The 23,371-nt window shown below is 68.1% G+C and carries 22 protein-coding genes; 13 read left to right on the top strand and 9 right to left on the bottom strand.

Annotated features, from left to right (window positions below):
- Positions 1–46 precede the first annotated feature (46 nt).
- Positions 47–2,803 carry a LuxR C-terminal-related transcriptional regulator gene (locus VXD91_RS15935; protein ID WP_346415874.1) on the top strand — a complete coding sequence of 919 codons (2,757 nt, stop codon included), beginning with the start codon at positions 47–49 and terminating at the stop codon, positions 2,801–2,803.
- A 7-nt stretch (positions 2,804–2,810) separates the two neighbouring features.
- Here VXD91_RS15935 and VXD91_RS15930 read toward each other — a convergent pair whose 3' ends face one another.
- Positions 2,811–4,358 carry a PE-PPE domain-containing protein gene (locus VXD91_RS15930; protein ID WP_346415873.1) on the bottom strand — a complete coding sequence of 516 codons (1,548 nt, stop codon included), beginning with the start codon at positions 4,356–4,358 and terminating at the stop codon, positions 2,811–2,813.
- A 142-nt stretch (positions 4,359–4,500) separates the two neighbouring features.
- On the bottom strand, positions 4,501–4,992 hold the full coding sequence (locus tag VXD91_RS15925) for a lipoprotein LpqH (protein ID WP_212807411.1): 492 nt from the start codon (positions 4,990–4,992) through the stop codon (positions 4,501–4,503).
- A gap of 180 nt (positions 4,993–5,172) precedes the next feature.
- Between VXD91_RS15925 and tgt the strand changes: the two genes are divergently transcribed.
- Genes tgt through VXD91_RS15910 form a run of 3 tightly spaced genes read left to right on the top strand, consistent with a single transcriptional unit; the run spans position 5,173 to position 8,534 of the window.
- On the top strand, positions 5,173–6,399 hold the full coding sequence (tgt, locus tag VXD91_RS15920; protein ID WP_346415871.1) for a tRNA guanosine(34) transglycosylase Tgt: 1,227 nt from the start codon (positions 5,173–5,175) through the stop codon (positions 6,397–6,399).
- A gap of 42 nt (positions 6,400–6,441) precedes the next feature.
- Positions 6,442–7,671, top strand: a complete 1,230-nt coding sequence (locus VXD91_RS15915) for a cytochrome P450 (RefSeq protein WP_346415870.1) — start codon at positions 6,442–6,444, stop codon at positions 7,669–7,671.
- Between the two features lie 23 nt (positions 7,672–7,694).
- A complete protein-coding gene (locus tag VXD91_RS15910; RefSeq protein ID WP_346415869.1) occupies positions 7,695–8,534 on the top strand; it encodes an SDR family NAD(P)-dependent oxidoreductase in 840 nt (279 codons plus the stop codon).
- 56 nt (positions 8,535–8,590) lie between these two features.
- On the opposite strand, the gene gluQRS is transcribed toward VXD91_RS15910, so the two are convergent.
- Positions 8,591–9,478, bottom strand: a complete 888-nt coding sequence (gene gluQRS, locus VXD91_RS15905) for a tRNA glutamyl-Q(34) synthetase GluQRS (protein ID WP_346415868.1) — start codon at positions 9,476–9,478, stop codon at positions 8,591–8,593.
- Between the two features lie 58 nt (positions 9,479–9,536).
- On the opposite strand from gluQRS, the gene VXD91_RS15900 reads away from it, so the two are divergent.
- Together VXD91_RS15900 and ligD are read left to right on the top strand one after the other, a co-directional pair.
- Positions 9,537–10,589, top strand: a complete 1,053-nt coding sequence (locus VXD91_RS15900) for an ATP-dependent DNA ligase (RefSeq protein ID WP_212814531.1) — start codon at positions 9,537–9,539, stop codon at positions 10,587–10,589.
- Positions 10,589–11,614, top strand: a complete 1,026-nt coding sequence (ligD, locus tag VXD91_RS15895; protein ID WP_346415867.1) for a non-homologous end-joining DNA ligase — start codon at positions 10,589–10,591, stop codon at positions 11,612–11,614. Before VXD91_RS15900 ends, ligD begins: the two co-directional genes overlap by 1 nt.
- 10 nt (positions 11,615–11,624) lie before the next feature.
- Here the strand turns inward: ligD and VXD91_RS15890 are convergent, their stop codons facing one another.
- Entirely contained in the window at positions 11,625–11,771 is a 147-nt protein-coding gene (locus VXD91_RS15890; RefSeq protein ID WP_212807405.1) for a hypothetical protein, read from the bottom strand.
- A gap of 216 nt (positions 11,772–11,987) precedes the next feature.
- Between VXD91_RS15890 and VXD91_RS15885 the strand changes: the two genes are divergently transcribed.
- Complete coding sequence (locus tag VXD91_RS15885; protein WP_346415866.1) at positions 11,988–12,677, top strand: GAP family protein; 690 nt, start codon at positions 11,988–11,990, stop codon at positions 12,675–12,677.
- 159 nt (positions 12,678–12,836) lie between these two features.
- Here VXD91_RS15885 and VXD91_RS15880 read toward each other — a convergent pair whose 3' ends face one another.
- On the bottom strand, positions 12,837–13,040 hold the full coding sequence (locus VXD91_RS15880; RefSeq protein WP_020101067.1) for a cold-shock protein: 204 nt from the start codon (positions 13,038–13,040) through the stop codon (positions 12,837–12,839).
- A 197-nt stretch (positions 13,041–13,237) separates the two neighbouring features.
- On the opposite strand from VXD91_RS15880, the gene VXD91_RS15875 reads away from it, so the two are divergent.
- Genes VXD91_RS15875 through VXD91_RS15855 form a run of 5 tightly spaced genes read left to right on the top strand, consistent with a single transcriptional unit; the run spans position 13,238 to position 19,163 of the window.
- Positions 13,238–14,755 (top strand): ABC transporter substrate-binding protein, encoded by a 1,518-nt coding sequence (locus tag VXD91_RS15875; protein ID WP_346415864.1) that lies wholly within the window; start codon positions 13,238–13,240, stop codon positions 14,753–14,755.
- Positions 14,752–15,702 (top strand): ABC transporter permease, encoded by a 951-nt coding sequence (locus VXD91_RS15870; RefSeq protein ID WP_212807402.1) that lies wholly within the window; start codon positions 14,752–14,754, stop codon positions 15,700–15,702. The genes VXD91_RS15875 and VXD91_RS15870 overlap by 4 nt, the downstream gene beginning before the upstream one ends.
- Positions 15,699–16,538 carry an ABC transporter permease gene (locus VXD91_RS15865; RefSeq protein ID WP_346415863.1) on the top strand — a complete coding sequence of 280 codons (840 nt, stop codon included), beginning with the start codon at positions 15,699–15,701 and terminating at the stop codon, positions 16,536–16,538. The genes VXD91_RS15870 and VXD91_RS15865 overlap by 4 nt, the downstream gene beginning before the upstream one ends.
- On the top strand, positions 16,535–18,115 hold the full coding sequence (locus tag VXD91_RS15860; protein ID WP_346415862.1) for an ABC transporter ATP-binding protein: 1,581 nt from the start codon (positions 16,535–16,537) through the stop codon (positions 18,113–18,115). The genes VXD91_RS15865 and VXD91_RS15860 overlap by 4 nt, the downstream gene beginning before the upstream one ends.
- A 4-nt stretch (positions 18,116–18,119) precedes the next feature.
- Entirely contained in the window at positions 18,120–19,163 is a 1,044-nt protein-coding gene (locus VXD91_RS15855) for an alcohol dehydrogenase catalytic domain-containing protein (RefSeq protein WP_346415861.1), read from the top strand.
- A 3-nt stretch (positions 19,164–19,166) separates the two neighbouring features.
- On the opposite strand, the gene VXD91_RS15850 is transcribed toward VXD91_RS15855, so the two are convergent.
- The gene (locus tag VXD91_RS15850) at positions 19,167–19,556 is read right to left on the bottom strand and encodes a DUF3887 domain-containing protein (RefSeq protein ID WP_212813575.1); all 390 of its coding nucleotides are present in this window, start codon (positions 19,554–19,556) and stop codon (positions 19,167–19,169) included.
- A gap of 146 nt (positions 19,557–19,702) precedes the next feature.
- Between VXD91_RS15850 and VXD91_RS15845 the strand changes: the two genes are divergently transcribed.
- Entirely contained in the window at positions 19,703–20,923 is a 1,221-nt protein-coding gene (locus VXD91_RS15845) for an oxygenase MpaB family protein (protein WP_346415860.1), read from the top strand.
- Positions 20,924–20,940: 17 nt separating this feature from the next.
- Here VXD91_RS15845 and VXD91_RS15840 read toward each other — a convergent pair whose 3' ends face one another.
- From VXD91_RS15840 to VXD91_RS15830, 3 genes are all read right to left on the bottom strand, one after another.
- A complete protein-coding gene (locus VXD91_RS15840) occupies positions 20,941–21,204 on the bottom strand; it encodes a hypothetical protein (RefSeq protein WP_346415859.1) in 264 nt (87 codons plus the stop codon).
- A gap of 245 nt (positions 21,205–21,449) precedes the next feature.
- The gene (locus VXD91_RS15835; protein WP_346415858.1) at positions 21,450–22,463 is read right to left on the bottom strand and encodes a trypsin-like peptidase domain-containing protein; all 1,014 of its coding nucleotides are present in this window, start codon (positions 22,461–22,463) and stop codon (positions 21,450–21,452) included.
- A 45-nt stretch (positions 22,464–22,508) separates the two neighbouring features.
- On the bottom strand, positions 22,509–23,312 hold the full coding sequence (locus VXD91_RS15830; RefSeq protein ID WP_346415857.1) for a hypothetical protein: 804 nt from the start codon (positions 23,310–23,312) through the stop codon (positions 22,509–22,511).
- Positions 23,313–23,371 lie beyond the last annotated feature (59 nt).

Raw genomic sequence — 23,371 nt, 5'->3', positions numbered from 1 at the left:
TTCCGTAGGGGTATCCCCAAGGAATTTCACAGCGCATAATCGCGGTGTGCTGGGAAATCGCCTGGACGAGCCGCGAGTGATCGGCGAGTTCCTGGCCTCGTCACGGTGGCCCGCCGCCTTGCTTCTGGAGGGTGAGGCCGGCATCGGGAAGACGACGCTGTGGTTGTCGGTGATCGATCAGGCACGCACCTCGGGCGTCCGGGTGTTGTCAGCGCGTACGGCTGCGGCCGAGTCGGTGTTGGCCTACGCCGCGCTTGCCGATCTGTTGGGCGCCGTCGAGACCGCAGTGTTGACGGATTTGCCTGCCCCGCAGCGGATCGCGATGGACCGGGTGTTGTTGCGCGGGGCGGGTGACGATGATGAGGCGACGGATCCGCGGGCGGTGGCGGCCGGCTTCCTGTCGGTGATCGAGCGGCTGGCTGATGAGTCGCCGGTGATCATCGCGATCGACGATCTGCAATGGCTGGACACCTCGAGCCGGCAGGTGGTGGCTTTCGCCGCGCGGCGACTGGTGGGCCGGGTCGCCGTGGTCGGTACGGTCCGCACCGAACCTCTACGCGGTGCCCCGGTGTCGTGGCTGCAGCTGCCGAGAGCGGACGCGATCACCCGGATCCAGTTGTCGCCCTTGAGCCTTGGGAAATTGCACGGTCTGCTCGCCGAGCGGCTGGGGCTGAGTCTGCCCCGGCCCACCATGGTCCGGATTCACGAGATTTCCGGTGGCAACCCGTTCTATGCGCTCGAACTGGCCCGCACGATCGGTACTCCGACGTCGACAGGCGAGATGTCATGGCCGGGCTCGCTCGCCGAGTTGGTCCAGGACAGGATCGGCAGCGTCGGCGCTGACGCGCGCGAGGCGTTGTTGGTGGTGGCGTGTGCTGCCACCCCGTCGGTGGAACTTGTTGCCCGCGTGACGGATTTGCCGGCGGACGGCGTCGTGGCGCTGTTGGAGGACGCCGAGGCCAATGGGATCGTCGGGATCGAGGGGCAGCGAATTCGCTTCACGCACCCACTGTTGGCGGCCGGGGTCTATGCTGCCGCGACCCCGGCGCAACGGCGTGCGACGCATCGCCGGCTGGCTGCGGCCATCGACGATCCGGAGCTGCACGCCCGTCATCTCGCGCTCTCGGTCACGCGGGGCGATCCGCACACGCTGGAGGCCCTGGACATCGCCGCGGAGAGAGCGCTCATCCGGGGTGCCCCGGCCGCCGCGGCCGAATTGCTCGATCTGGCAGCCGGACTCGGCGGCGACACCCCCGAGCGCCGGATCCGCCAGGCGAGCCACCACTACAACGCCGGCGACGCCGACCGCGCCCGAGCGCTGCTCAATCGGACGGTGGGAGAAGCTGTCCCGGGACCGGTTCGGGCGCAAGCATTCAGCTTGCTCGGCGCCATCGAGATCGTTGATCGAAGTCACAGCGGGGCAGCTCGACTGCTCGAGTGTGCTCTCGATGAGGCCGCAGCCGATCTGGCGGCGCGGGTGCAGATCTTGGTGCCGATGTCGTTTGCGCTCTACAACATCGACCAGCACGCGCTCGCGGCACGCCGAATCGACGAAGCCACCGATTGTGCAACCCGGCTCGGGCAGCCCGGGTTGCTGAGTCAGGCGCTGAGCATGCGGACCTTGGTGCGATTCTGGCTGGGCGAGGGCGTCGACGAGGAAAGTCTGCAGCGGGCAATCGATTTGGACGACGGAGACGCGGCCACGTCGGCATTCTTCCTGCCCCGCATGCACAGGGCCACCTTGTGGTCGTGCACCGGGAAACTCGATGCGGCACGCGCCGAGTTCCGCGCCATCAGGCAGCAGTGCATCGACGGCGGAGTGGAGACCGACCAGAACTTTGTCGCGATCAACGCCGTCCACAACGAGATCTGGCGCGGGGACCTTGCCGCCGCCACGCTGCTGGCAGACGACGCCATGGAACGCGCCGTGCATCTCGGCGGCTTCCACCACACCGCGGCCCTGGTCATGCGCGCGCGGTGCGCCGCGTATGCGGGGAGGGAGGACACCGCGCGTGACGCGGTCCGCGACGTCCTTGCCACCGTGCCCCTGTCCGAGTGCTTCATCTTGACCGGATGGGCGATCATGGCCCTCGGCTTCCTGGACCTCTCGCTGGGCAACTACGACGCCGCGCTGGCCGCGCTCGAGCCGTTGTTGTCGACCTTCGCGCAGCGGCCCGAGGCGACGGAGATTTACGTCGCCGAGTGGGTGCCTGATGCGGTGGAGGCGTTGGTGGGGTTGGGTCGATTGGCTGAGGCCGAGTCGTTGGTGGTGGCTTTGGAGGCCAATGGCCGGCGGTTGGGCCGTGGGTGGATGTTGGCGGTCGGTGGGCGGTGCCGGGCTCTGGTGTTGGGTGCGCTGGGCCGTGTGGATGAGGCGGTTGCGGTCGCTGAGTGTGCGTTGGTCGAGCATGACGGGTTGTCGATGCCGTTTGAGCGGGCGCGCACGGTGTTGGTGTTGGGGCAGTTGCAGCGTCGTCAGCGTCGGCGGGCGGTGGCGGTGGTGACGTTGCAGGAGGCGTTGGCGGCGTTCGAGGGGTTGGGTACGCCGTTGTGGGCGGAGCAGGCGCGGCGTGCGTTGGGTCGGATCGATGAGCGGTCTGATCGGGGTGCGGTGCTGACGGCTTCGGAGCGTCGGATTGCCGAGTTGGTGGCGTCGGGGATGAGTAATCGTGAGGTGGCGGCGAAGTTGTTCGTCAGTGCCAAGACGGTGGAGGTGCACTTGTCCCGGATTTACCGGAAGTTGGGGATCCGGTCGCGGGCCGAACTCGGTTGGCGCATCACGCGGCCCGAACCGACGTCCTGACGGCGGCTCAGGCCGCGGCTGGGCTGGGCTCGGTCTTGGGGGTGTCCTTCGCTGCGGCCGTGGCACCCGTCTTCGGCCCGGTCTTCGGGGCATCTTTCGGGGTGTCGGCGTCCGCGGTGGGCGCGTTCTTCTTTTTCTTCGGCTTGGTGACCTTCACCGGCGGTGCGTCGGGATCGGTCTTCGGCTTCGTCGACTTGGCCGGTGGCGTGTCCGGATCTGCTTGGGGCTTGGTCGATTTCGTCTCTGGCTCGGTGGCGTCGGCCGACTTCTGATCGGTGTCGGTGGCCGGCGTCGCGGCGGGCGATTGCGCCGGCTGGCTCTTGGCGTCGGCCTTCGGGTCCGCCTTGACGTCGGTCTTCGGGTCCGTCTTGACGTCGGTCTTGGTGTCGGTGTCGTCGACCTTCGTGTTCGCCGCCGGCTTGTCCTCGACGGTCGCCGCCACCGGCGCCGCGGTCTTCTTGGCAGAGACGTCCAGAGAAGCGACGGGCGGAGTGGCCGTCGGTGTCGCCGCCAGGGGCGGCAGGTGCAGTTCGGCCCGGATGTCGTCGACGAAGTTGTTGGCGCCTTCCTGCAGGGCGCCGGGTATCGCGTTCAGCGTCTCGACGATCTTCGACAGCGGAGTGAACAACGAGAACGGTGTCTTCTTGGCCGGATTCAGGTTTTCGCGGTCGGTGTAGCCCATGTCGACCAGCACCCGCAGCAGCGGCTCGACAGCGTCCAGCAGCGGTTTGACGAGCGGTGTCAATCCGATGGCACCGGCGCCGATGCGCAGCGGCACCAGCAGCGGCAGATCGGGAGTCCTGATGAACACGTAGGTGTCCGTTCCGCCGGCGCCGTTGTCGGGCACGACGGTGATGATGGCGGGCGTGGTGCCGGGGATGTACGAGTCGTAGTACGCGTCGGGGTGCGCGTACATCACGCCGAGCAGGCTGTTCGCCAACGACAGCGGATTGAAATACGCCGGGAAGTCGGCGTAGGGGTCGTACTCACGCGTATAGAACGTGGTGTCGTAAGGCGACGGCGCGGACGGGCCCTGGTTGTTGACGATGAAGGGCACATTCATGCCGGGGAACCGCTCGAAGATGCCGCCGTTGCCGGCGAAAGGCGAGCCGATCATCACGAACGACAGTTGCGAGGGTGCGGGGCCGGTGCCATTGGCCAGGAGCCGGCGTTTGGCCCACTCGGCGCCCAGACTGCCCTCCGAGTAGCCGGCGACGATCAGCTGCTCGCCGGGTCGGGACGTGATGGCGTTGTAGACCTTCGGCCCGGAGACGGTCGTGCTCGCCGACAGCTGGATCGACGCGGGGTAGTTGATGGGCAGGTAAGCGTAGCCCGGCGGCACCACGGTGTGGTTGAGCTTGGCCGGAATGTTGGCCGACGTCGGGTCGCCGCGCCCGCCGATGCCGATCACCGTGTTCATCAGGCCGACGACGAAGCTCGACGTGATGTTGGTGGCGGGACTCACCAGCAGCGCACAGCACAGCGCCACCAACAGGAAGATGCGCGGCACACCGCGAACGGCGGGACTTCTGGTTGGCCACATCTGCACTGACATCGGCGTTCCCCCGGCTAGGCGTGAACCGGACGGTACTCCCGCGACCAGGCCTTTAGGCGGGAATTTGCAACTTCTCCTGCAACGCAGAACGGGTGGTGTTCCGGCAATCCGGAACACCACCCGTGTCTGTCGTGAGTACCTGCTAGGGGCAGGTCACCTCGATCTCGAAGGGCTTCTTGGTGGGCTCCATCGGGTTGGCCATGTCGACGCCGGTGGCGGTGCCGCTGACCTTGTAGGTCTTGCCGTCCTTGGTGGCCTTGGCCTCGCCGCCGGGGACACCGTCGGTGTAGCCCAGCGTCACGCCGTTGACCGCGCCCAGGCCGACGGTCTTGACGACGGGCGGGTCGGCGTCGGTCAGGGTGACGCCCAGGCCGCCCGAGGCGTTGCCGATGGCGATGACCACGTTGCCGGCCGCCGTGGTGCAGCCGATCTGGCCCTGAACGTCCTGGGCCTTGCCGTCGATGCTGACCTTTGCGGTGCCGGAGCCTGCGGTGGAGTTACCCGCAGCCGACGACGCCGAGGCCGACGCGGTGGCCGACGAGCCGGACGACTTCTTGTCGTCCTTGGAACAGCCGGTCAGGCCGGCGGCCAGAACCGCGGCACCAGCGACCGCGACAACCAAACCACGCTTCATAACTTGTGCTCCTAATTAGTGCGAACCGTCCGGACGGCGGGTCATCCAGTGCATTATGGGGTTCGCCAACGGGCCTTTCACCAAATTCACAGAAAATCCCTGTAACCGTCCTGACCTGTTTGTTTCCGCGTAGTTAGCCGGCATTCGGGTGTCGGGTCGGGGAATTGATTGAATACACCGGTGAGTCAGCAGTTCTTCGAAGTCACCGCGCAGCTGCCGGACCGGCGTGGCCGGGCCGGGGTGATCCACACGCCGCACGGTGACATCCAGACCCCGGCGTTCATCGCCGTCGGTACCGCGGCGACGGTCAAGGGCGTTCTGCCGGAGACCATGAAATCACTTGGGGCGCAGGCGCTTCTGTCCAATGCCTACCACCTGTACCTGCAGCCGGGGCCTGATGTGGTGGACGAGGCGGGCGGGCTCGGTGCTTTCATGAACTGGCCCGGGCCGACGTTCACCGACAGCGGCGGCTTTCAGGTGATGTCGCTCGGGGTGGGCTTCAAGAAGGTACTGGCCATGGACACGGCCCGGTTGCAGGCCGACGACATCATCGCCGAGGGAAAAGAGCGGCTGGCCCACGTCGACGAGGACGGGGTGACGTTCCGCTCGCACCTCAACGGTGACAAGCATCGGTTCACGCCCGAGGTGTCGATCGGCATTCAGCATCAGCTGGGCGCCGACATCATCTTCGCCTTCGACGAGTTGACGACCCTGGTGAACACCCGTGCCTATCAAGAACGTTCGATGGAACGGACCCACCGGTGGGCGGTGCGGTGCCTGGCCGAACACCGCCGCCTCAGCATCGAACGCACGGGCAAGCCGGCGCAGGCGCTGTTCGGGGTGGTGCAGGGCGCGCAGTACGAGGACCTGCGCCGGCAGGCCACCAAGGGGCTCGTCGGCATCGTCGACGAGGACGGGCACGGCTTCGACGGCTACGGCATCGGTGGCGCCCTCGAGAAACAGAACCTGGCGACCATCGTCGGCTGGGTCACCGACGAACTGCCCGCCGACAAACCACGGCATCTGCTCGGCATCAGTGAGCCCGATGATCTGTTCGCCGCCATCGAAGCCGGCGCCGACACCTTCGACTGTGTGTCGCCGTCGCGGGTCGCCCGCAACGCCGCGATGTACTCGGCGACCGGTCGCTTCAACATCACCAACGCCCGGTTCAAGCGCGACTTCAATCCCATTGACGCCGAATGCGATTGCTACACGTGCGCCAACTACACCCGGGCGTATCTGCATCATCTGTTCAAGGCCAAGGAGATTCTGGCGTCCACGCTGGGCACCATCCACAACGAGCGCTTCATCATCCGGCTCGTCGACCAGATCCGCGCTGCGATCATCGCCGGTGAGTTCGACGAGCTGCGGGACCACGTGCTGGGGCGCTATTACGGGTCCCGATAGCTGGCCACCTGCGACGATCCCGGGCTGTGCACAATTGGCGGTATGACTGGTGCACCTGGAGTGATCGACCCGCAAACGCTGCTTCTCGGGTTGATGGATCCGGGCAACCGGGCTGACCCGTACCCGCTGTACGAACGATTCCTCGAGGCCGGGCCGCTGGCGCTGCCCGACGCGAACCTGGTCGTGTTTCCCGGTTTCGCCGAGTGTGACGAGGTGCTGCGGCACCCGGCATCGGCCAACGACCGGTTGAAGTCGACGGTGACGCAGAAGCAGATCGCCGCAGGGCAGCGGCCGGCCCGCCCGTTCGGTGAGCCGGGCTTCCTGTTCCTCGATCCGCCGGATCACACCCGGCTGCGCGGGTTGGCGCAGAAGGCGTTCGCGCCCAAGGTGATCAAGGCCCTCGAGGCCGACATCGTGACCATGGTCGACGGGCTGCTCGACGGCGTGACGGGCACGATGGATGTGGTGGCCGACCTGGCCTATCCGCTGCCGGTGGCGGTGATCTGCCGGCTGCTCGGTGTGCCGATGGCGGACGAGCCGCTGTTCAGCCGGGCGTCGGCGCTGCTGGCAGGTGGGCTGGACCCCTTCGTGGCAGCGGGTGACGAGCCGGCGGAGGACAACACGGACCTCATGGAGGCCGGTCTGTGGCTGCGCGGGTATCTGCGGGAGCTCATCGAGGAGCGGCGCAGCTCGCCGGGGGAGGACCTGATCTCCGCGCTGATCGCCGCTGAGGAGGACGGCGACCAACTGACCTCCGAAGAGATCGTGGCGACCTGCAATCTGCTGCTGATCGCGGGGCACGAGACGACGGTGAACCTCATCGCCAACGCCGCGCTGGCGATGCTGCGCAACCCGCGGCACTGGGCGGCCCTGGCAGCCGATCCGTCGCGGGCGTCCACGATCGTCGAGGAGACGTTGCGGTTCGATCCGCCGGTGCAACTGACCAGCCGCGTCGCCGTCGAGGACATCGAGATCGGTGGCGTGGCGGTGCCCAAGGGCGACATCATGATGCTGCTTCTGGCTGCCGCACAACGGGATCCGCGCATGTACGACCGGCCCGGCGAATTCGACCCGGACCGCGGCGTGATCAAGCACCTGGCCTTCGGCAAGGGCCCGCACTTCTGTCTCGGCGCGCCGCTGGCCCGGTTGGAGGCGTCTGTGGCGCTGTCGGCGCTGGCGGCACGATTCCCCAACGCGCAGTTGGCGGGTGAACCGGTTTACAAGCCCAACCTGACGCTGCGGGGCCTGGCCACCCTGCCGGTCACCGTCTGATCCCGGCCATTACCCTCGCGAACATGCCTTCAGTTCTCGTCACCGGTGCCGGCCGCGGTATCGGGCTGGCCATCACCCAGCACCTCGCCGCCACCGGGTGGGATGTCATCGCCGGAGTCCGCACCAAGGCCGACGCTGCCGCGGTCGTGGCGCTGGCACCGCAACGGATTTCGGCGGTGATCCTCGATGTCACCTCCGACGATGATGTCGCGGCCCTGTCGGCGGCGTTGCCGGACCGGCTGGACGCCGTGGTGAACAACGCCGGCATCGTGGTCGCCGGTCCCGTCGAGACGCTCACCCCCGCGGACTGGCGGAAGCAGTTGGACGTCAACGTGGTCGGTCAGTTCGCCGTGACGGCGGCGGTGTTGCCCAAGTTGCGGGAGTCCCGAGGCCGCGTGGTGTTCATCTCCAGCGTCAACGGCCAGCTGTCGACACCGATGGTGGGTGCCTACGCGGCGTCCAAGTTCGCACTGGAAGCCGGTGCCGAAGCACTGCGCATCGAGATGCGGCCGTGGGGTGTTCCGGTCGTGGTCGTGGAGCCAGCACAGACCGATACGGACATGTGGCGCAAGGCCGACGACATGGTCGCCGAACTGGAGTCGGGAGTCTCGCCCGCGCATCACGCGCTGTACAGCCGGCATATCGCCGGCTTCAAGAAGACGGTGCCGCTGTCGCAGAAGATGGCCGTCGACCCGGCGAAAGTCGTTGCGGTGGTGGAGGAAGCGCTCACCGCCCGGCGGCCCAGGCCGCGGTACATCGTCGGGCTGGGGCCCAAGCTGCAGGCCGCGCTCATGACGAACATCCCGGCATCGGTACGCGGTTTCTTGCTGGCCAAGGTCTTCGGAGTGCCGCGGCGTGTGTAGGCCCGGGCCGAAACTGAGCTCATGTGTCACATCCGCTTCGATACTGGCACACAAGCTCATTCTCGGCGGGTAGCCGTGAAGATCCACGGCTCGCGTGGCAGCCTGGCCGGGTCGAACTGCGCCAGCATGCCGTCGAGCGTCGTTGCGGTGTAGCCCAGCGACGTCGCGATCTGTGCCAACGCCGCCTCCGTGCCGATCTCCGAAACCGTCACCGCGCCATCGCGTTTGGCCAGCCGCTTGCCCTCGGCGTTGAGAACCAACGGAACGTGCGCGTAGACGGGCTGCGAATAGCCCAGCAGCGCAGCCAGATACGCCTGTCGCGGCGACGACGGCAGCAGGTCGTCGCCGCGGACCACCTGGTCGATGCCCTGGGCGGCGTCGTCCACCACGACGGCCAGGTTGTAGGCCGGGACGTTGTCGCCGCGGCGCAGCACGAAGTCGTCGACGACGCCGGTGTAGGTGCCGTGCAGCAGGTCGGTGACGGTGTATTCGTGTGTGTCCGAACGTAATCGGATGGCCGGCGGTCGTCCGGCCGCGCGGCGCTGGGCACGCTCGTCGTCGCTGAGGTTGCGGCAGGTGCCCGGGTACGCGCCTTCGGGCGCATGCGGAGCGCGCGGCGCCTGCAGGATGTCCTTTCTGCTGCAGAAACATTCGAACGTCAGGCCGCGCGCGGTGAGGTCATCGACGACGGCGAGATACCGGCCCTCATGGGTGGCCTGGTATTCGGGCGGCTCGTCCCACGTCAGTCCGACGGCCGCCAGGTCGTCCAATTGCCGCTGCGCCACATCGGGGAAGGTGCGGTCGTCCAGATCCTCGACTCGGACGAGGAACCGCCGGCCCGTCGACCGCGCGAACAACCACGCCAGCACCGCGGTCCGCACGTTGCCGATGTGCAGATCGGCAGACGGGCTCGGCGCGAACCGGCCGGCGGGGGATTGGGACACGACCGCAATCTAACGCGCCGCGCGATGAGATTGCCCACCCGCGCCGGTCTACGTGAGTATGGAGAGTGTGGACTTACCCGTGCAGCCACCGATAGACCCGATGCTGGCCAAGGCCGCCGTGAAGGTGCCGGACGAGGCCGGGCTGTGGTCCTACGAGCCGAAATGGGACGGGTTCCGCGCCCTGGTGTTCCGCGACGGCGACGAAGTGGTGCTCCAGTCGCGCAACGGAAAAGAGCTGGGAAGGTACTTCCCGGAGTTGCTTGCGGCGCTGCGGGACGAGATCGCGCCGCGCTGTGTGCTCGACGGCGAGGTGGTGGTGCCGCGGGAGATCAACGGCCGCATCCGGCTCGACTGGGAATCACTCAGCCAGCGCATCCATCCCGCGGCCAGCCGGGTGCAGATGCTCGCGGAACAGACGCCGGCGCACTTCATCGGCTTCGACGCGCTGGCCGACGGCGACCGCATCCTGCTGGCCGAACCGTTCCGCGTGCGCCGCGCCGCCTTGCAGGACCTGGTGAGCGAGAAGCAGTGGTGCCACGTCACGCGGACCACCGAGGACCCCGAACTCGGCGCACACTGGCTGACCACATTCGAGGGCGCGGGACTCGACGGCGTGGTCGCCAAACGCCTCGACGGCGCCTACCTGCCGGGCAAGCGGGAGATGGTGAAGGTCAAGCACGCCCGGGACGCGGATTGTGTGGCGATCGGTTACCGCATCCACAAGAGTGGTGAGGGCATCGGGTCCATCCTCCTGGGGCTCTACACCGACGAAGGCAATCTCCACATGGTCGGTGGCGCAGCGTCTTTCACCGTCAAGGACCGCATCGCGTTGCTGGCGGAACTGGAACCGCTGCGCACCGGCGACGCGCAGGACGGTGAACCCAGCCGCTGGAATTCCGCCGCGGACAAGACCTGGATTCCGATCCGTCCTGAGCGGGTATGCGAAGTGGCGTACGACCAGATGGAGGGCAACAGCGTGCAGGGTCGACGCTTCCGGCACACCGTGAAGTTCCGGCGCTGGCGTCCGGACCGGGACCCGCAGAGCTGTACCTTCGATCAGCTCGACGTGCCGCTGAACTACGACCTGTACGACGTCCTGGAGAACTCGTGATGGCAAGTGCCGCAGAAGAACTCGACGTCGACGGGGTCGCCGTCCGGCTCACCAACCCCGACAAGGTGTACTTCCCGCAGCTCGGGAGCAAGGGCACCAAGCGCACGATGGTCGACTACTACCTGGCCGTCGCCGAGCGGATGGTGACGCTGCTGCGGGACCGGCCCACGCACCTGCAACGGTTCCCCGACGGCATCGAGGGTGAGGAGATCTACCAAAAGCGCGTTCCGGTAAAGCATCCGGATTATCTGAAGACCTGCACCGTGACCTTCCCGTCGGGCCGCACCGCCGACGCGCTCAAGGTGACCCACCCGTCGGCCATCATCTGGGCCGCGCAGATGGGCACCATCACGCTGCACCCGTGGCAGGTTCGCTGTCCGGACGTCGAGCACCCCGACGAACTGCGCATCGACCTCGATCCGCAGCCCGGCACCGGATTCACCGAGGCCCGGGAGATCGCCACCGGTGTGCTCAAACCGATCCTCGATGAACTCGGCCTGACCGGGTATCCGAAGACGTCGGGCGGCCGCGGCGTCCATGTCTTCGTCCGGATCAAGCCGGAGTGGGACTTCATCGCCGTCCGCCGGGCCGGCATCGCCTTGGCCCGCGAGGTGGAGCGGCGCGCGCCCGACGCGGTGACGACGTCGTGGTGGAAGGAAGAGCGCGGCGAGCGGCTGTTCATCGACTACAACCAGAACGCGCGGGACCGGACCTTCGCCTCGGCGTACTCGGTGCGTAAGACGCCCATCGCCACGGTGTCGACGCCGCTGTCGTGGGCCGAGCTCGCCGACGCCGATCCCGACGACTACACCATGGCCACCGTGCCGAAACTGCTTGCGGAGCGCGACGATCCGTGGGCCGGCATCGATGACGTGGCGCATTCCCTGGAACCGTTGCTCGAGATGGTGCAGGCCGACGAGGACCGCGGGCTGGGGGATCTGCCGTATCCGCCGAACTATCCCAAGATGCCGGGTGAGCCGAAGCGGGTGCAGCCGAGCAAGGACCGGGACCTCAAGGGGTCCTAGGGCGCGGTGGTCACGGGGAACACGTGTGGGCCGCCCCTTGCGGGCTCGGCAGCGCCTGGAGATCGTCGGTGCCGCAGCCGAGCGCCGTCCCCGAGATCAGCAGCGCCAGCAGGGCGAGGTACCGCACCGGCTTTCCGCGCCACAAACCGGTATTCACCTGGTGTCCCGATGAGTCGCTGACACCAACTGAAATATTTTGCTGTCGTCGCACGATGCCACCTCCTCAGTGTGAATATCGCCTAGTAACTGGCAACCTACCGGTGCGCGCCGTTTAGTTGCCAGAAATCGCCGAACAAGTTCGCTGAAATCGTACGTCGACGCATATTGACGATCGTGGCGGCCCCGGACGATTCCACTGGGTAGATTGCTGCCCATGACTGGAAGCTGGGGCACCGTGTTGACCGGGCTGGTTCCGCTCGGACTGGTGGTGGCACTGTCGCCCATCACCGTCATCCCGGCGGTGTTGGTCCTGCAGGCGCCGCGTCCCCGGCCGACAGGGCTGGCGTTCCTCGCCGGCTGGGCCGTCGGCCTGGCGGTGGTGACGGCCGTGTGCGTGCAGGCCTCGCATCTGCTCAGCGGCGCGCACCATGGCCACAAGTCGCCGCCCGAGTGGGCTTCGTGGCTGCGGGTGGTGCTGGGTGCCGCGCTCATCATCTTCGGCATCTATCGCTGGTTCACCCGGCACAACAGCACGGATTCACCGGGCTGGATGAAGAAGATCGCGACCGTCACGCCGGCCCGCGCGGCGGCGATGGGTGTGGCGCTGGTCGTGGTGCGCCCCGACGTCGTATTGATCTGTGTGCCAGCCGGATTGGCGATCGGCACCGCCGGGCTCGGCATCGAGGGTGACTGGCTGGCCGCGGCCTTCTTCGTGATCGTCGCCGCGTCGACGGTGGCGATCCCGACACTGGCCTACGCCATCGCCGGTGCCCGACTCGATGACACGATGCGGCGGCTCAAAGACTGGATGGAGAAGAACAACGCCGCGCTGATGGCGGCGATCATGGTCGTCATCGGGGCCATGGTGCTCCACAACGGCGCGCGTGCGCTCGGGTGGCTCTAGGAAGCGCGCGGGTCGACCGGCAATGGGCCGAAGAAACCCGTGCGTGCTGTCGAGCGGATGCTCAGGTCAGGACGCGGAGCATCCGTCGACAGTGTCAAGAAAGAGTTGTGGGCTGGTGCGAAATGCTCCACACCAGCCCACTGAGCTTTACGGGCTTAGTTAGACCGCGGTGACTCCGGTTGCGGCCGGGCCCTTACTGCCCTGACCGACCTCGAACTCGACCCGCTGGCCCTCGTCGAGGGTACGGAAACCGTTGCTACGGATCTCCGAGTAGTGGACGAACAGATCCTTGGAGCCGTCGTCGGGAGTGATGAAGCCGAAGCCCTTCTCACTGTTGAACCATTTCACAGTTCCCTGTGGCATATACCAACTTCTCTCATGTAGAGCAGGACGTTAGGAAGAAAACGTCCGCGGGCATCGTAGCTCAGTTCGATATCCCTCCGCACCCTGAACTGCACATATCGCTGTTCCAGGTGTGAACCGGTGCGCCGCCGGGTATAGGGGCCGCAGGAGTGCGCCGGCCTCCGCTTCATGCCGGCCCCGGTACGGAAGTGACGGACATGCGACTGGTTGCAGCCGTGCTCGTCGTCGTTTCCGTCGTCATGGCGGGGGCCTGCGCGCCCGCACAACGCGTTGACCTGGGCCAGGACGCGGGATACCTGATCGCGGCGATCTCCGGCGAGCCCGACCAACTCGACCCGCAGAAGACCAGCGCGTACTTCTCGTTCGAGGTCCTCGAGAACGTCTTCGACACCCTCGTGGAGCCGGACGCCAACCTGACCATGCGGCCCGCCCTCGCGCAGTCGTGGGACGTCTCGCCTGATCAACGCGCCTGGACGTTCCACCTGCGGCCCGGGGTGACGTTCCACGACGGCAGCCCGCTCACCGCCGCCGACGTCGTCTACTCCTACCGCCGGATCATCGACGGCAAGCTCGCCAACGCCGACAAGCTCAGTGCCGTCACCGACGTCACCGCGGCCGACGACCACACGGTCCGGATCACGGTGTCCCACCCGACCCCCAATCTGCTGACCAACCTCGGCGGGTTCAAGGGTGTGGCGATCGTGCAGCGCCGCAACGTCGAGGACGGGCAGATCGCCGGCCACCCGATCGGCACCGGGCCGTTCGCCTTCGTCAGCCAGCGCGGCGGTGATGCAATCACGCTGCGCGCAAATCCGCATTACTGGGCCGGCGCCCCGCGCATTCCGGGCGTGACGTTCCGCTTCATCAGCGAGCCGTCGACGGCGCTGTCGGCGCTGCAGGCCGGTGAGATCGACTGGACCGACGCGGTGCCACCGCAGCGGGTCGCCCAGTTGCGCGGCGATGATTCGATCCACCTCGCGGTGACGCCGAGCAACGATTACTGGTACCTGGCCCTCAACGAAGCCCGGCCGGCGTGGCAGGACGTCCGGGTGCGGCAGGCCATCGCCTACGCGATCGACCGGGCGTCGATCGTGCAGGCCACCAGTTACGGTGCGGCGCAGGCCAATCAGCTCGCGATCCCGCAGGGCAATCCGTGGTACACGCCCTACGACAAGTACCGCTACGACATCGACCACGCCAAATCGCTGCTGCGGCAGGCCGGCTCGGCGCCGACCGCCATGGACCTGTTGGTCACCAGCGAGTACCCGCAGACGGTGACCGCCGCCCAGGTGATCGCCGACAACCTCGCGCCGCTGGGCATCCGGGTCACCATCCGCACCGTCGACTTCGGGACGTGGCTCGACGAACAGCACAGCGGTCACTTCGACATGCTGATGATGGGCTGGCTCGGCAATATCGACCCCGACGACTTCTACTACGCGCAGCATCACACCGGCGGTGCGAGCAATGCCCAGAAATTCTCGGACCCGCGCGTCGACGCGCTGCTGGACGCCGGTCGTACCGAGACCAATCCGCAAGCGCGGCACCAGGATTACGCGCAGGCGGCGACGCTCATCGCGGACCAGGTGAGCTACCTCTACCTGTACAACCCCGCGGTGGTCCAGGCCTGGTCACCGCGGCTCACCGGCTATGAGGCCAGGCGCGACAAGGCAATTCGGTTCCGGGACGCGGTACTCGGCGGTGACCGGCCATGACCATCCTGCGGTTCCTGGCCCGTCGGCTCGCCTACTCACTGGTGGTGCTGGTGGGCGTCCTCATCGTGGTGTTCGCCCTGGCTCATCTGGTTCCCGGTGACCCGGTGCGCATCGCCCTGGGGACGCGGTACACACCCGAGGCGTACGACGCCCTCCGTCACGCGAGCGGTCTGGATCGGCCACTGCCCGCCCAGTTCCTCAGCTACCTCGGCCATGCCGCGACGGGCAATCTCGGCGTCAGCTTCCGCAGCGGCGACCCGGTGGCCCAGGTGCTGGCCGAGCGGTTGCCCGCCACCGTCTCGCTGGCCGTGGTCGGCATCGTCCTGGCTCTGGCCATCGCGCTGCCCGCCGGCATCTACGCGGCGTCGCACGAGGGCCGGCTCAGCGACGTGATCGTCCGGGTCACAAGCCAATTCGGGGTGTCCGTGCCGGACTTCTGGCTGGGCATCCTGCTCATCTCGCTGTTCTCCACGACACTGGGCTGGCTGCCGACATCGGGCTACCGGCCGCTGTTCGACGATCCGACGGGCTGGTTGCGCCACGTGATCCTGCCGGGCCTGACCGTGGGTCTGGTGGCCGCGGCGATCATGACGCGTTACGTCCGCTCCGCGGTGCTGGAGGTGTCCGCCATGGGCTACGTCCGCACCGCGCGCTCGAAAGGCCTGCCGCCGCGGGTGGTCACGTTGCGGCACGTCGTGCGCAATGCCCTGGTTCCCATCCTCACCATCACCGGTATCCAGCTGGCGACGATCCTCGGCGGTGTCATCGTGGTCGAGGTGGTGTTCGCGTGGCCGGGCCTGGGCCGGCTGGTCTACCTGTCGGTGGCCGCGCGCGACTATCCCGTGATCCAGGGCGCGGTGCTGCTCATCGCGGTCCTGTTCCTGGCCGTCAACCTGGTGGTGGATGTGCTGTACGCAGTTGTCGATCCGCGGATTCGGCTGTCATGAGGCTGCCCAGGAATCCCGTCACGGTGGTCAGCGCCGCCGTCGTGGCCGCGGCCGTGGTCGTCGCCGTGGGTGCCGGCCGGCTGGCGCCGTACGGCATCAACGATGTCGACGTGCCGCAGGCGCTGCGGCCGCCGAGCGGCGCGCACTGGTTCGGCACCGACGAATTGGGCCGCGATGTGTTGTCCCGCGTGTTGACCGGCGTGCAGGCGTCGATGACGGTGGCGGTGGTCAGCGTGGCGTGCGCGGCGGTGGTCGGCACAGCGCTGGGCGTCATGGCCGGGTACCGCGGCGGCTGGCTGGACACCGTGGTGATGCGGGTCGTCGACGTGATGTTCGCGTTCCCGGTGCTGCTGTTGGCCATGGCGATCGTCGCGGTGCTGGGGCCGGGCTTGGGCACGACGATCGCCGCGATCGGCATCGTCTACGTGCCGATCTTCGCGCGGGTGGCACGGGCCAGCACCCTGGCGGTGCGGGAGGAGCCGTACGTGGCGGTGTCGCGCACCATGGGGACCGGGACGGCCTACATCCTGCGCCGGCACGTCCTGCCCAACATCACCGGTCCGCTCATCGTCCAGACCTCGCTGTCGCTGGCGTTCGCCATCCTGTCCGAGGCCGCGCTGTCCTTCCTCGGGCTCGGCATCCAGCCGCCGCAGCCGTCACTGGGCCGGATGATCTTCGATTCGCAGGGCTTCGTCACCCTGGCCTGGTGGATGGCGGTGTTCCCCGGCGCGGCGATCGTCGTCATCGTGCTGGCGTGCAACCTGCTCGGTGACGGGCTGCGTGACGTCCTGGATCCCAAGCAGCGCACCATGATCGAGGCGCGGCGGCGTTCATGAGCGTGCTGGCGGTCGACAATCTGGCCGTCCGGATCGGGCGCCGCGACATCGTGCGCGGCGTCTCACTGGCGGTCGAGCCCGAGCAGACGCTCGGCATCGTCGGCGAGTCCGGTTCGGGCAAGTCGACGACGGTGCTGGCCGCGACCGGGCTGCTCGACGCGCCCGGCGCGATCGTGACCGGCTCGAGTGCCCTTGCCGGACAACAGGAACTCGTCGGCGCCCCGGCGCGGACGTTGCGGCGCGTGCACGGCGGCCGGATCGGGTTCGTCTTCCAGGATCCCGGAACCTCGCTGAACCCGCTGCTGACCATCGAACGGCAGATCACCGAATCTCTTGAAACACACAAGCAGGTGACCCGCCGGCACGCCGCGGTGCGCGCCCTGGAACTGCTGGAGGCCGTGGGCCTGCCCGACCCGCAACGGCGGCTGCGCAGCTATCCGCATCAGCTCTCGGGCGGCCAGCGTCAGCGGGTGATGATCGCGATCGCCCTGGCCTGCGACCCCGAACTGCTGATCGCCGACGAGCCGACGACGGCCCTCGACGTCACGACACAGGCCCAGATCATCGAGCTGGTGCGGGAACTGCAGCGCGGGTTCGGTACCGCCGTGGTGTGGATCAGTCACGACCTCGGGGTGATCGGCGAGGTCGCCGACACCGTCACCGTGCTGCGCGGCGGTGCGGCCGTCGAACAGGCACCGGTCGACGCGATATTCGATGCGCCGCAGCAGGCCTACACCCGCGAATTGCTCGATGCCAGGCCGGTTTTGGGACACCCCGCCCGCGACGTCCCGGACACCCCGACACTGCTGGACGTCTCCGATCTGGACGTCAGGTTTCCCGTGAGCACGCCGACGGGCCGGATGGTGGTCCACGCGGTCAAGGACGTGTCGTTCCGCATCCGCCGGGGGACGACCCTCGGGCTGGTGGGCGAGTCGGGTTCGGGAAAGTCGACCGTGGCGGCCGCGCTGACCGGTCTCGTCGCGCCCGACGGCGGTCGCGCACTCCTCGACGGCACCGACGTGCTGACGGTCAAGCGCCGTGACCGCAAGGCGGTACGCCGCCGGATCGCTCTGGTCTTCCAGGATTCGTTCTCGTCGCTCAATCCGCGTATCCCGGTGGGTCTTTCGATCGCCGAGCCCTTGGCGGGTGCGGCCAGGGACCGGCGGGCGCAGGTGCGTGAGCTGTTGGACTCCGTCGAGCTCCCGGCGGACTACGCGGCACGGTATCCGCACGAACTGTCGGGCGGCGAGCGGCAGCGCGTCAACATCGCCCGGGCGCTGGCCGTGGCGCCCGAGCTGTTGATCCTCGACGAAGCCACCGCGTCACTCGATGTCTCGGTGCAGGCCAAGGTGCTGGACCTGCTGACCCGGCTGCAGCAGGACCGTGGCCTGACCTACCTGTTCATCGGCCACGACCTGGCCGTGATCGAGCGGATGAGCCACGACGTCCTGGTGCTGCGCGGCGGCGAATCGGTGGAATACCGCTCTGCCGCCGAGCTGTTCGCGCATCCGGAACACGAGTACACGCGCGCGTTGCTCGCAGCGGTGCCTCCGGCGCGTCCGGGCGTGCAACGATGACCTGATGCGCGCGGTGATCTTCGAGCAGTTCGGTGGCCCGGTGGACGTCCGGTCGCTGGCCGACCCGACGCCGTCGCCCGGCGGCGTTGTGGTGCAGGTGCACGCAACCGGGTTGTGCCGCAGCGACTGGCACGCCTGGGCCGGGCACGACGACGGCGTCGCCCTCCCGCATGTGCCCGGACATGAACTGGTCGGAGAAGTGGTCGCGGTCGGCGCCGACGTCCGGCGCTGGCGGGTCGGTGACCGCGTCACCACACCGTTCGTGTGCGGGTGCGGCACCTGCGAATGGTGTGCCGGCGGTCAGGCGCAGGTGTGCCCGGACCAGACCCAGCCGGGTTTCACCCACTGGGGCTCGTTCGGTGAGTACGTGGCGCTGCACGCGGCGGACACGAATCTCGTTGCGGTGTCAGAAGATATCGACGACGCCGCGGCGGCCGCGCTGGGTTGCCGCTTCGCCACCGCCTACCGCGCGCTGCGGGCCCGTGCCGACGTCAAGCCCGGCGAGTGGGTCACGGTGATCGGTGTCGGGGGTGTGGGCCTCAGCGCCGTCCAGGTGGCGGCCGCGGCCGGTGCCAACGTCATCGCCGTCGACCGCACCCCGGCGGCACTGGAACTCGCGCGCAGCCTCGGTGCCGCCGAGACCGTCCTCGCCAACGGCGCCGAGGTGGCGCCCGCGGTGCACGAGATCACCGGCGGCGGTAGCCATGTCGCGGTCGACGCGGTGGGCACCGCGGGGACGTGCGCCGATGCGATCCACAGCCTGCGCCGGCAGGGACGCCATGTACAGGTGGGCCTGCTGCCCAACGTCGACGGGCATCCGCAGGTACCCATGGATCGTGTAATCGCTTGGGAATTGGATGTTTTGGGGTCGCATGGCATGGCCAGCGCGGACTACCCCGAGATGCTCGACCAGGTCGCGGCGGGCAAGCTGCGCCCGCAGGCGTTGGTCGAGCGGGTGGTGGGGCTCGCCGAAGGCGCGCGCCTGCTGCCGGAGTTCGGCGCCGCCAGCCCGGTGGGAGTCACGCTGATCGACCCCCGGCGGGCGTGACGGTTAGGGGACCGGCACACCTTCGCGCAGGAAGTACACGCCCGCGATGGTGCCATCGGGGTGGATCTTCACCCGGAACTGGCCGGGCATGCGGTCCATCTGCAGCGGGACGTTCACCACGGTGAGGTCGCCGCGCGCGGTGTCCTCGGGGCCGCCGTGCGACTGGTACGCCCCGAACGTGCGCTGGTAGCCGTCCCACACCTGCTGCAATGCCTTGGGGGACAACCGTTTCTGCAGCTCCGGATCGAACCGCGCGGTGACGGCGGCGTAGTTGCCCGCGGCGATGTCGTCGATGGCCGTCATCGCCACCTGGTCGGGTGCGTCGGCCGCTGCCGCGACCGGTGCCCCGCCGAGGGTGACGCCGATCCCGAGCGCCGCGATCGCGGCTGCCACTGTGTTCCGACGCTGATGCTTGGACTGTTCTCCCCGCCACATGAGGGCCAGCCTATGCGCTCGTGCCCCATTTGCCATTGACGAGACCCCGGGTACCGCCTAGTTTTGACTACATACGTTGTCAACGGTGACAAGGAGTACGCGCGATGTCCCTGCCGATCCCGGCACGTCATCCCGACCGGCCGCAACCGGTACCTGCGGCGATCGGTTCGTTCGCCACCATGCTGGCCATCGGGAAGCCCGACGCCACGCAGTGGCAGCGGCTGGGCGAACGCCTCAATGTGGGCGACGAACCCATGGACGCCCTGGTCGCCTGGATGTCGGAGCAGGGCACGAAGCAGTTGCGGCCGCTGTTCGACCGTGCGCTCGCCGACGGCATCGCCACCGTTCCGGAGGCGCCGGAGCCGCTACGCCGGTTCTTCGAGGCGGTCGAGGCGACCCCGGACTGGGTCGACCCTGAAGCGCTGCGGATCGGACAGCGCACGTTGCGCCGGGGTGGCGCCGACGGCATGTACATCGCCCGGGACGTCGCGCTGCTGGGCGGCTACCAGTTCTCCGGTTTCAACCAGACCCTGCTGCGCACCGGCGCCCTGGAAAAGGGCTCCAACCAGCGGTTCGCCGAAACCATGCAGTGGGCGCTCGACGTGATCGACGCCGGCGGGCTGGAGAAGTTCGGTTCCGGATACCGGTCCACCATCCGCGTCCGCTTCGTACACGCCATGGTGCGACGGCATGTGCAGGCGATGCCGGACTGGCGCGCCGAGCAGTGGGGCCTGCCGGTCAATCAGACCGATATGGCGGCCACGTTGGTGGGCGCCCTGATCGCGCCGGTTCTCGGTGGCCTGGCCATGGGCATCGTGGCCACACCCGCCGAGTTGAGCGCCATCGCGCACCTCACGCGCTACGTCGGCTGGTTGATGGGCGTGCAGGACGAGTGGCTGCCACGGTCCTTCCGGGACAGCGTCCGCATCCTCTATCACACGTCCACCGCCTTGGCGGTCTCCGACGAGACCACCAAACAGCTGTCGGTCCCGATGGCGCGTGACCCGCTGAGCTGGCATTACCGCGGTGCGACGGGCCTCCGCCGGCGGCTGGCGTGGGCGCAGCACCTGTCGGTCACGACGGCCTTCCTGGGCCCGCGGGTGATGCGCACGCTGGGGCTGCCGTCCTATATGCCGCCGTGGTATCCGGTGCTGCGCATCCCCGTCAACGGCGTGCGCAGCATCGCGGCGCTGGTCCTGCCGGGCGGTTCGGACCGCGCGGCAGACCGCGGGTTACGCGAGCAGAAAGCCCTGCTGCGCACCATGATCGGTGGGGACGAGGCGACCATCGGGGCGTCGGCGTCCCACCTGCGCGGGGTGGCGTGAGTACAGCGGCCTGAGTACTACGGCAGTGGCGCGACGGGAGCGACGCAGGCCGGCTCCACTGGCGCCGGATCGCGCCACGCGTGGCTGCCGGACATCAATGCGACGGTGAACGCCTCCACGAGTCCGACCACGACGACGGGCCACATGGCTCCGGCCAGCACGCTCGTGAGGAGCTGGTGGTCGGGTCGCTCGTCGTTGCTGAATCGGCGGCCGAGGAGATACGTCGCCAGGGTCACCACAGCCCATATCGCTGTGTACGCCTCCACGTAGAGGTGGACCACTGGGCTACTCCCTTTGACCGGGTAACCGCCGCGTGAACAGCTGTGACCGAAGGCTCATTTGCAGGTGAATGTGTCGCCAATCTAACTCGCGACGGTGTCCCCGCCAAGGGCTTCGTCAGCCGGCAAAACCGCATTTCGGCACGTCAAGGGGCCGTGGCAAATAGCCATCACGTGTGGTACCCGCTTAGTGCCGGTATCCAGCTACTTTGACGGACTAGTAGATTTTTTTGCCAGAAAGTTACGTGTCAGGACGTCAGCACGGCCTTGGCGGTGTGCTGCTGGCCCGCGCGGTCGATCCAGAACAGCTCGACGACGTCGCCGGGGTAGTGCCGGTCCAGCACGCTGGTGAGCGCACTCGCCGAGCTCACCGTGACGGCGTCGATGCTCACCAGCACGTCGCCCGGGACCATCCCGGCGATTTGCGCGGGGCCGCCGCTGATCACGTCGCGGATGAGCACACCGGGCAGCTGCGAGTGCTCGTCGGTGCCGCCGACGCCGACGCCGAGCAGCGTGGGCTGCCCGATGTGGATGTTGTTCGACGCCGCGCCGGCCCGGATCTGCGCGGCCGTCGTCAGCGCCTCGTTGATCGGGATCGCGAAGCCCTCGCCGCCCGGGCCCATGTGGAAGTTCAGCGTCGCCGCGACCGTCATCCCGACCACCCGGCCGTCGGCCGAGACCAGCGGGCCACCTGAATCGCCGGCGCGGACCGGGGCCGCGAACTGGATCAGGCCCGTCACCTGCTCGGAACTGCCCGTCAACTCGTCCTTGGCGGTGATGGTGCGGTTCAGCCCGATGACGTGACCGGCCTCGTGGGTCAGTGAGTTGCCGCTGCCGTCGGCGTTGCCCAGTGCGACGACCTCGTCGCCGACGGCCACCGCCGACGAGTCGCCCAGCGGGGCGACCGGCAGATCGGCCGCGCCGCGCAGCTGCAGCACCGCGATGTCGCGATGCCGGTCGTAGCCGACCAGGTCGGCGCGGTATGGCCGCCCACCGATGGTTGCGGTCACCTTGTCGGCGCCCTGTACGACGTGGAAGTTGGTCAGCAGGGCGCCGCCCGAGTCCAGGACGAAGCCGGTACCGGCACCGATGGCGTGCTGGTAGTTGATGACGGTGTCGACGCGCGCGGTCGCGGGTTCGACGGCGGCTGCGGCCGGGGACGGGTCGGCGTGGGTGACGGGTGCGAGGCTGATGGTGGCCACGGCAACGGCTGCCGCGGCGGCCGCGGTGCCGAGCCGACGGCAGAAGCGGAACCCGCCCATGTGCTGTCCTCCGGACTGCGAGGTGATGGCCCTGTGACTGGGCCCTTAGGCTCCGCGCCCGAACAACCCGGAACCTTTGCCGGAGCGGCGGTTGCGCAGCTTACCGGCGGGGGCGTCATCAGTGGCCGTTTCTTCAGCCTCGTCCTCGTTGGTGTCGGCGGTCTCTTCGCCTGACGTCTTGGCCGCTTCATCGGTTTCGGCGGCCTCGGTGTTACCGGCCTCGCCGGTTTCGGTGGTCTCGGCCGCGTCGTCGTCGGCCTTGTCCGTGGCCTCTTCTTCGGCCTCGGCTTCGGTGTCAGTCTCGCTCTCATCGCCGGCTTCCGCGACTTCAGCGGCGACGGCCGGGGCCTCATCGGCGCCCTTGTCGGCCTTGCGGCGGCCGCGGCGCTTGCCGTCGTTGACCTTCAGCGGCGCCGGCGGCGGAGGCGGCAACTCGGCGACGAAGGCCAGGTAGAACGCCAGGGCGGCGAGCAGAGCCAGGCCGGCCGCGCCGCCGTAGATGCCGAACAACCAGGTGCCGGCCTGATCCAGGGTCAACCAGATCTCGCTGATCGCGGCGCCGATGATCAAGACGCCCGCGACGATGTGCAGGACGATCGACCAGGTCCGCAAGGTCAGCGCCAGCTGCGGGGTGCCGTACTCCGGCAGGGCGGTGCGCTGGCGGGTGAACAGGACCGGCAGCGCCGACAACGCGACGATCAGACCGCAGACGATGCGCATCGCGGTGCCGAGGGTGTGCGACCAGTCGCCGGTCAGCTCGTTCCACCGGGGCAGCGCGAAGAAGAAGTACAGCAGCCCGGCGAGGATGAGGAACGACGCGTGCCAAATGATCGCTACCGGCCGCCGCATACTGCTCCTCGAGGGTTTTTCGCTCTGATAGTGGGCCGGGGTGCGACCGGCTGATCAGC

Origin of the sequence: Mycobacterium sp. SM3041 (assembly GCF_039668335.1) — a bacterium.
Lineage (GTDB): Bacteria > Actinomycetota > Actinomycetes > Mycobacteriales > Mycobacteriaceae > Mycobacterium.
Note: the sequence above shows the minus strand (reverse complement) of the source record. Positions and strands in the feature narration are given on the sequence as shown.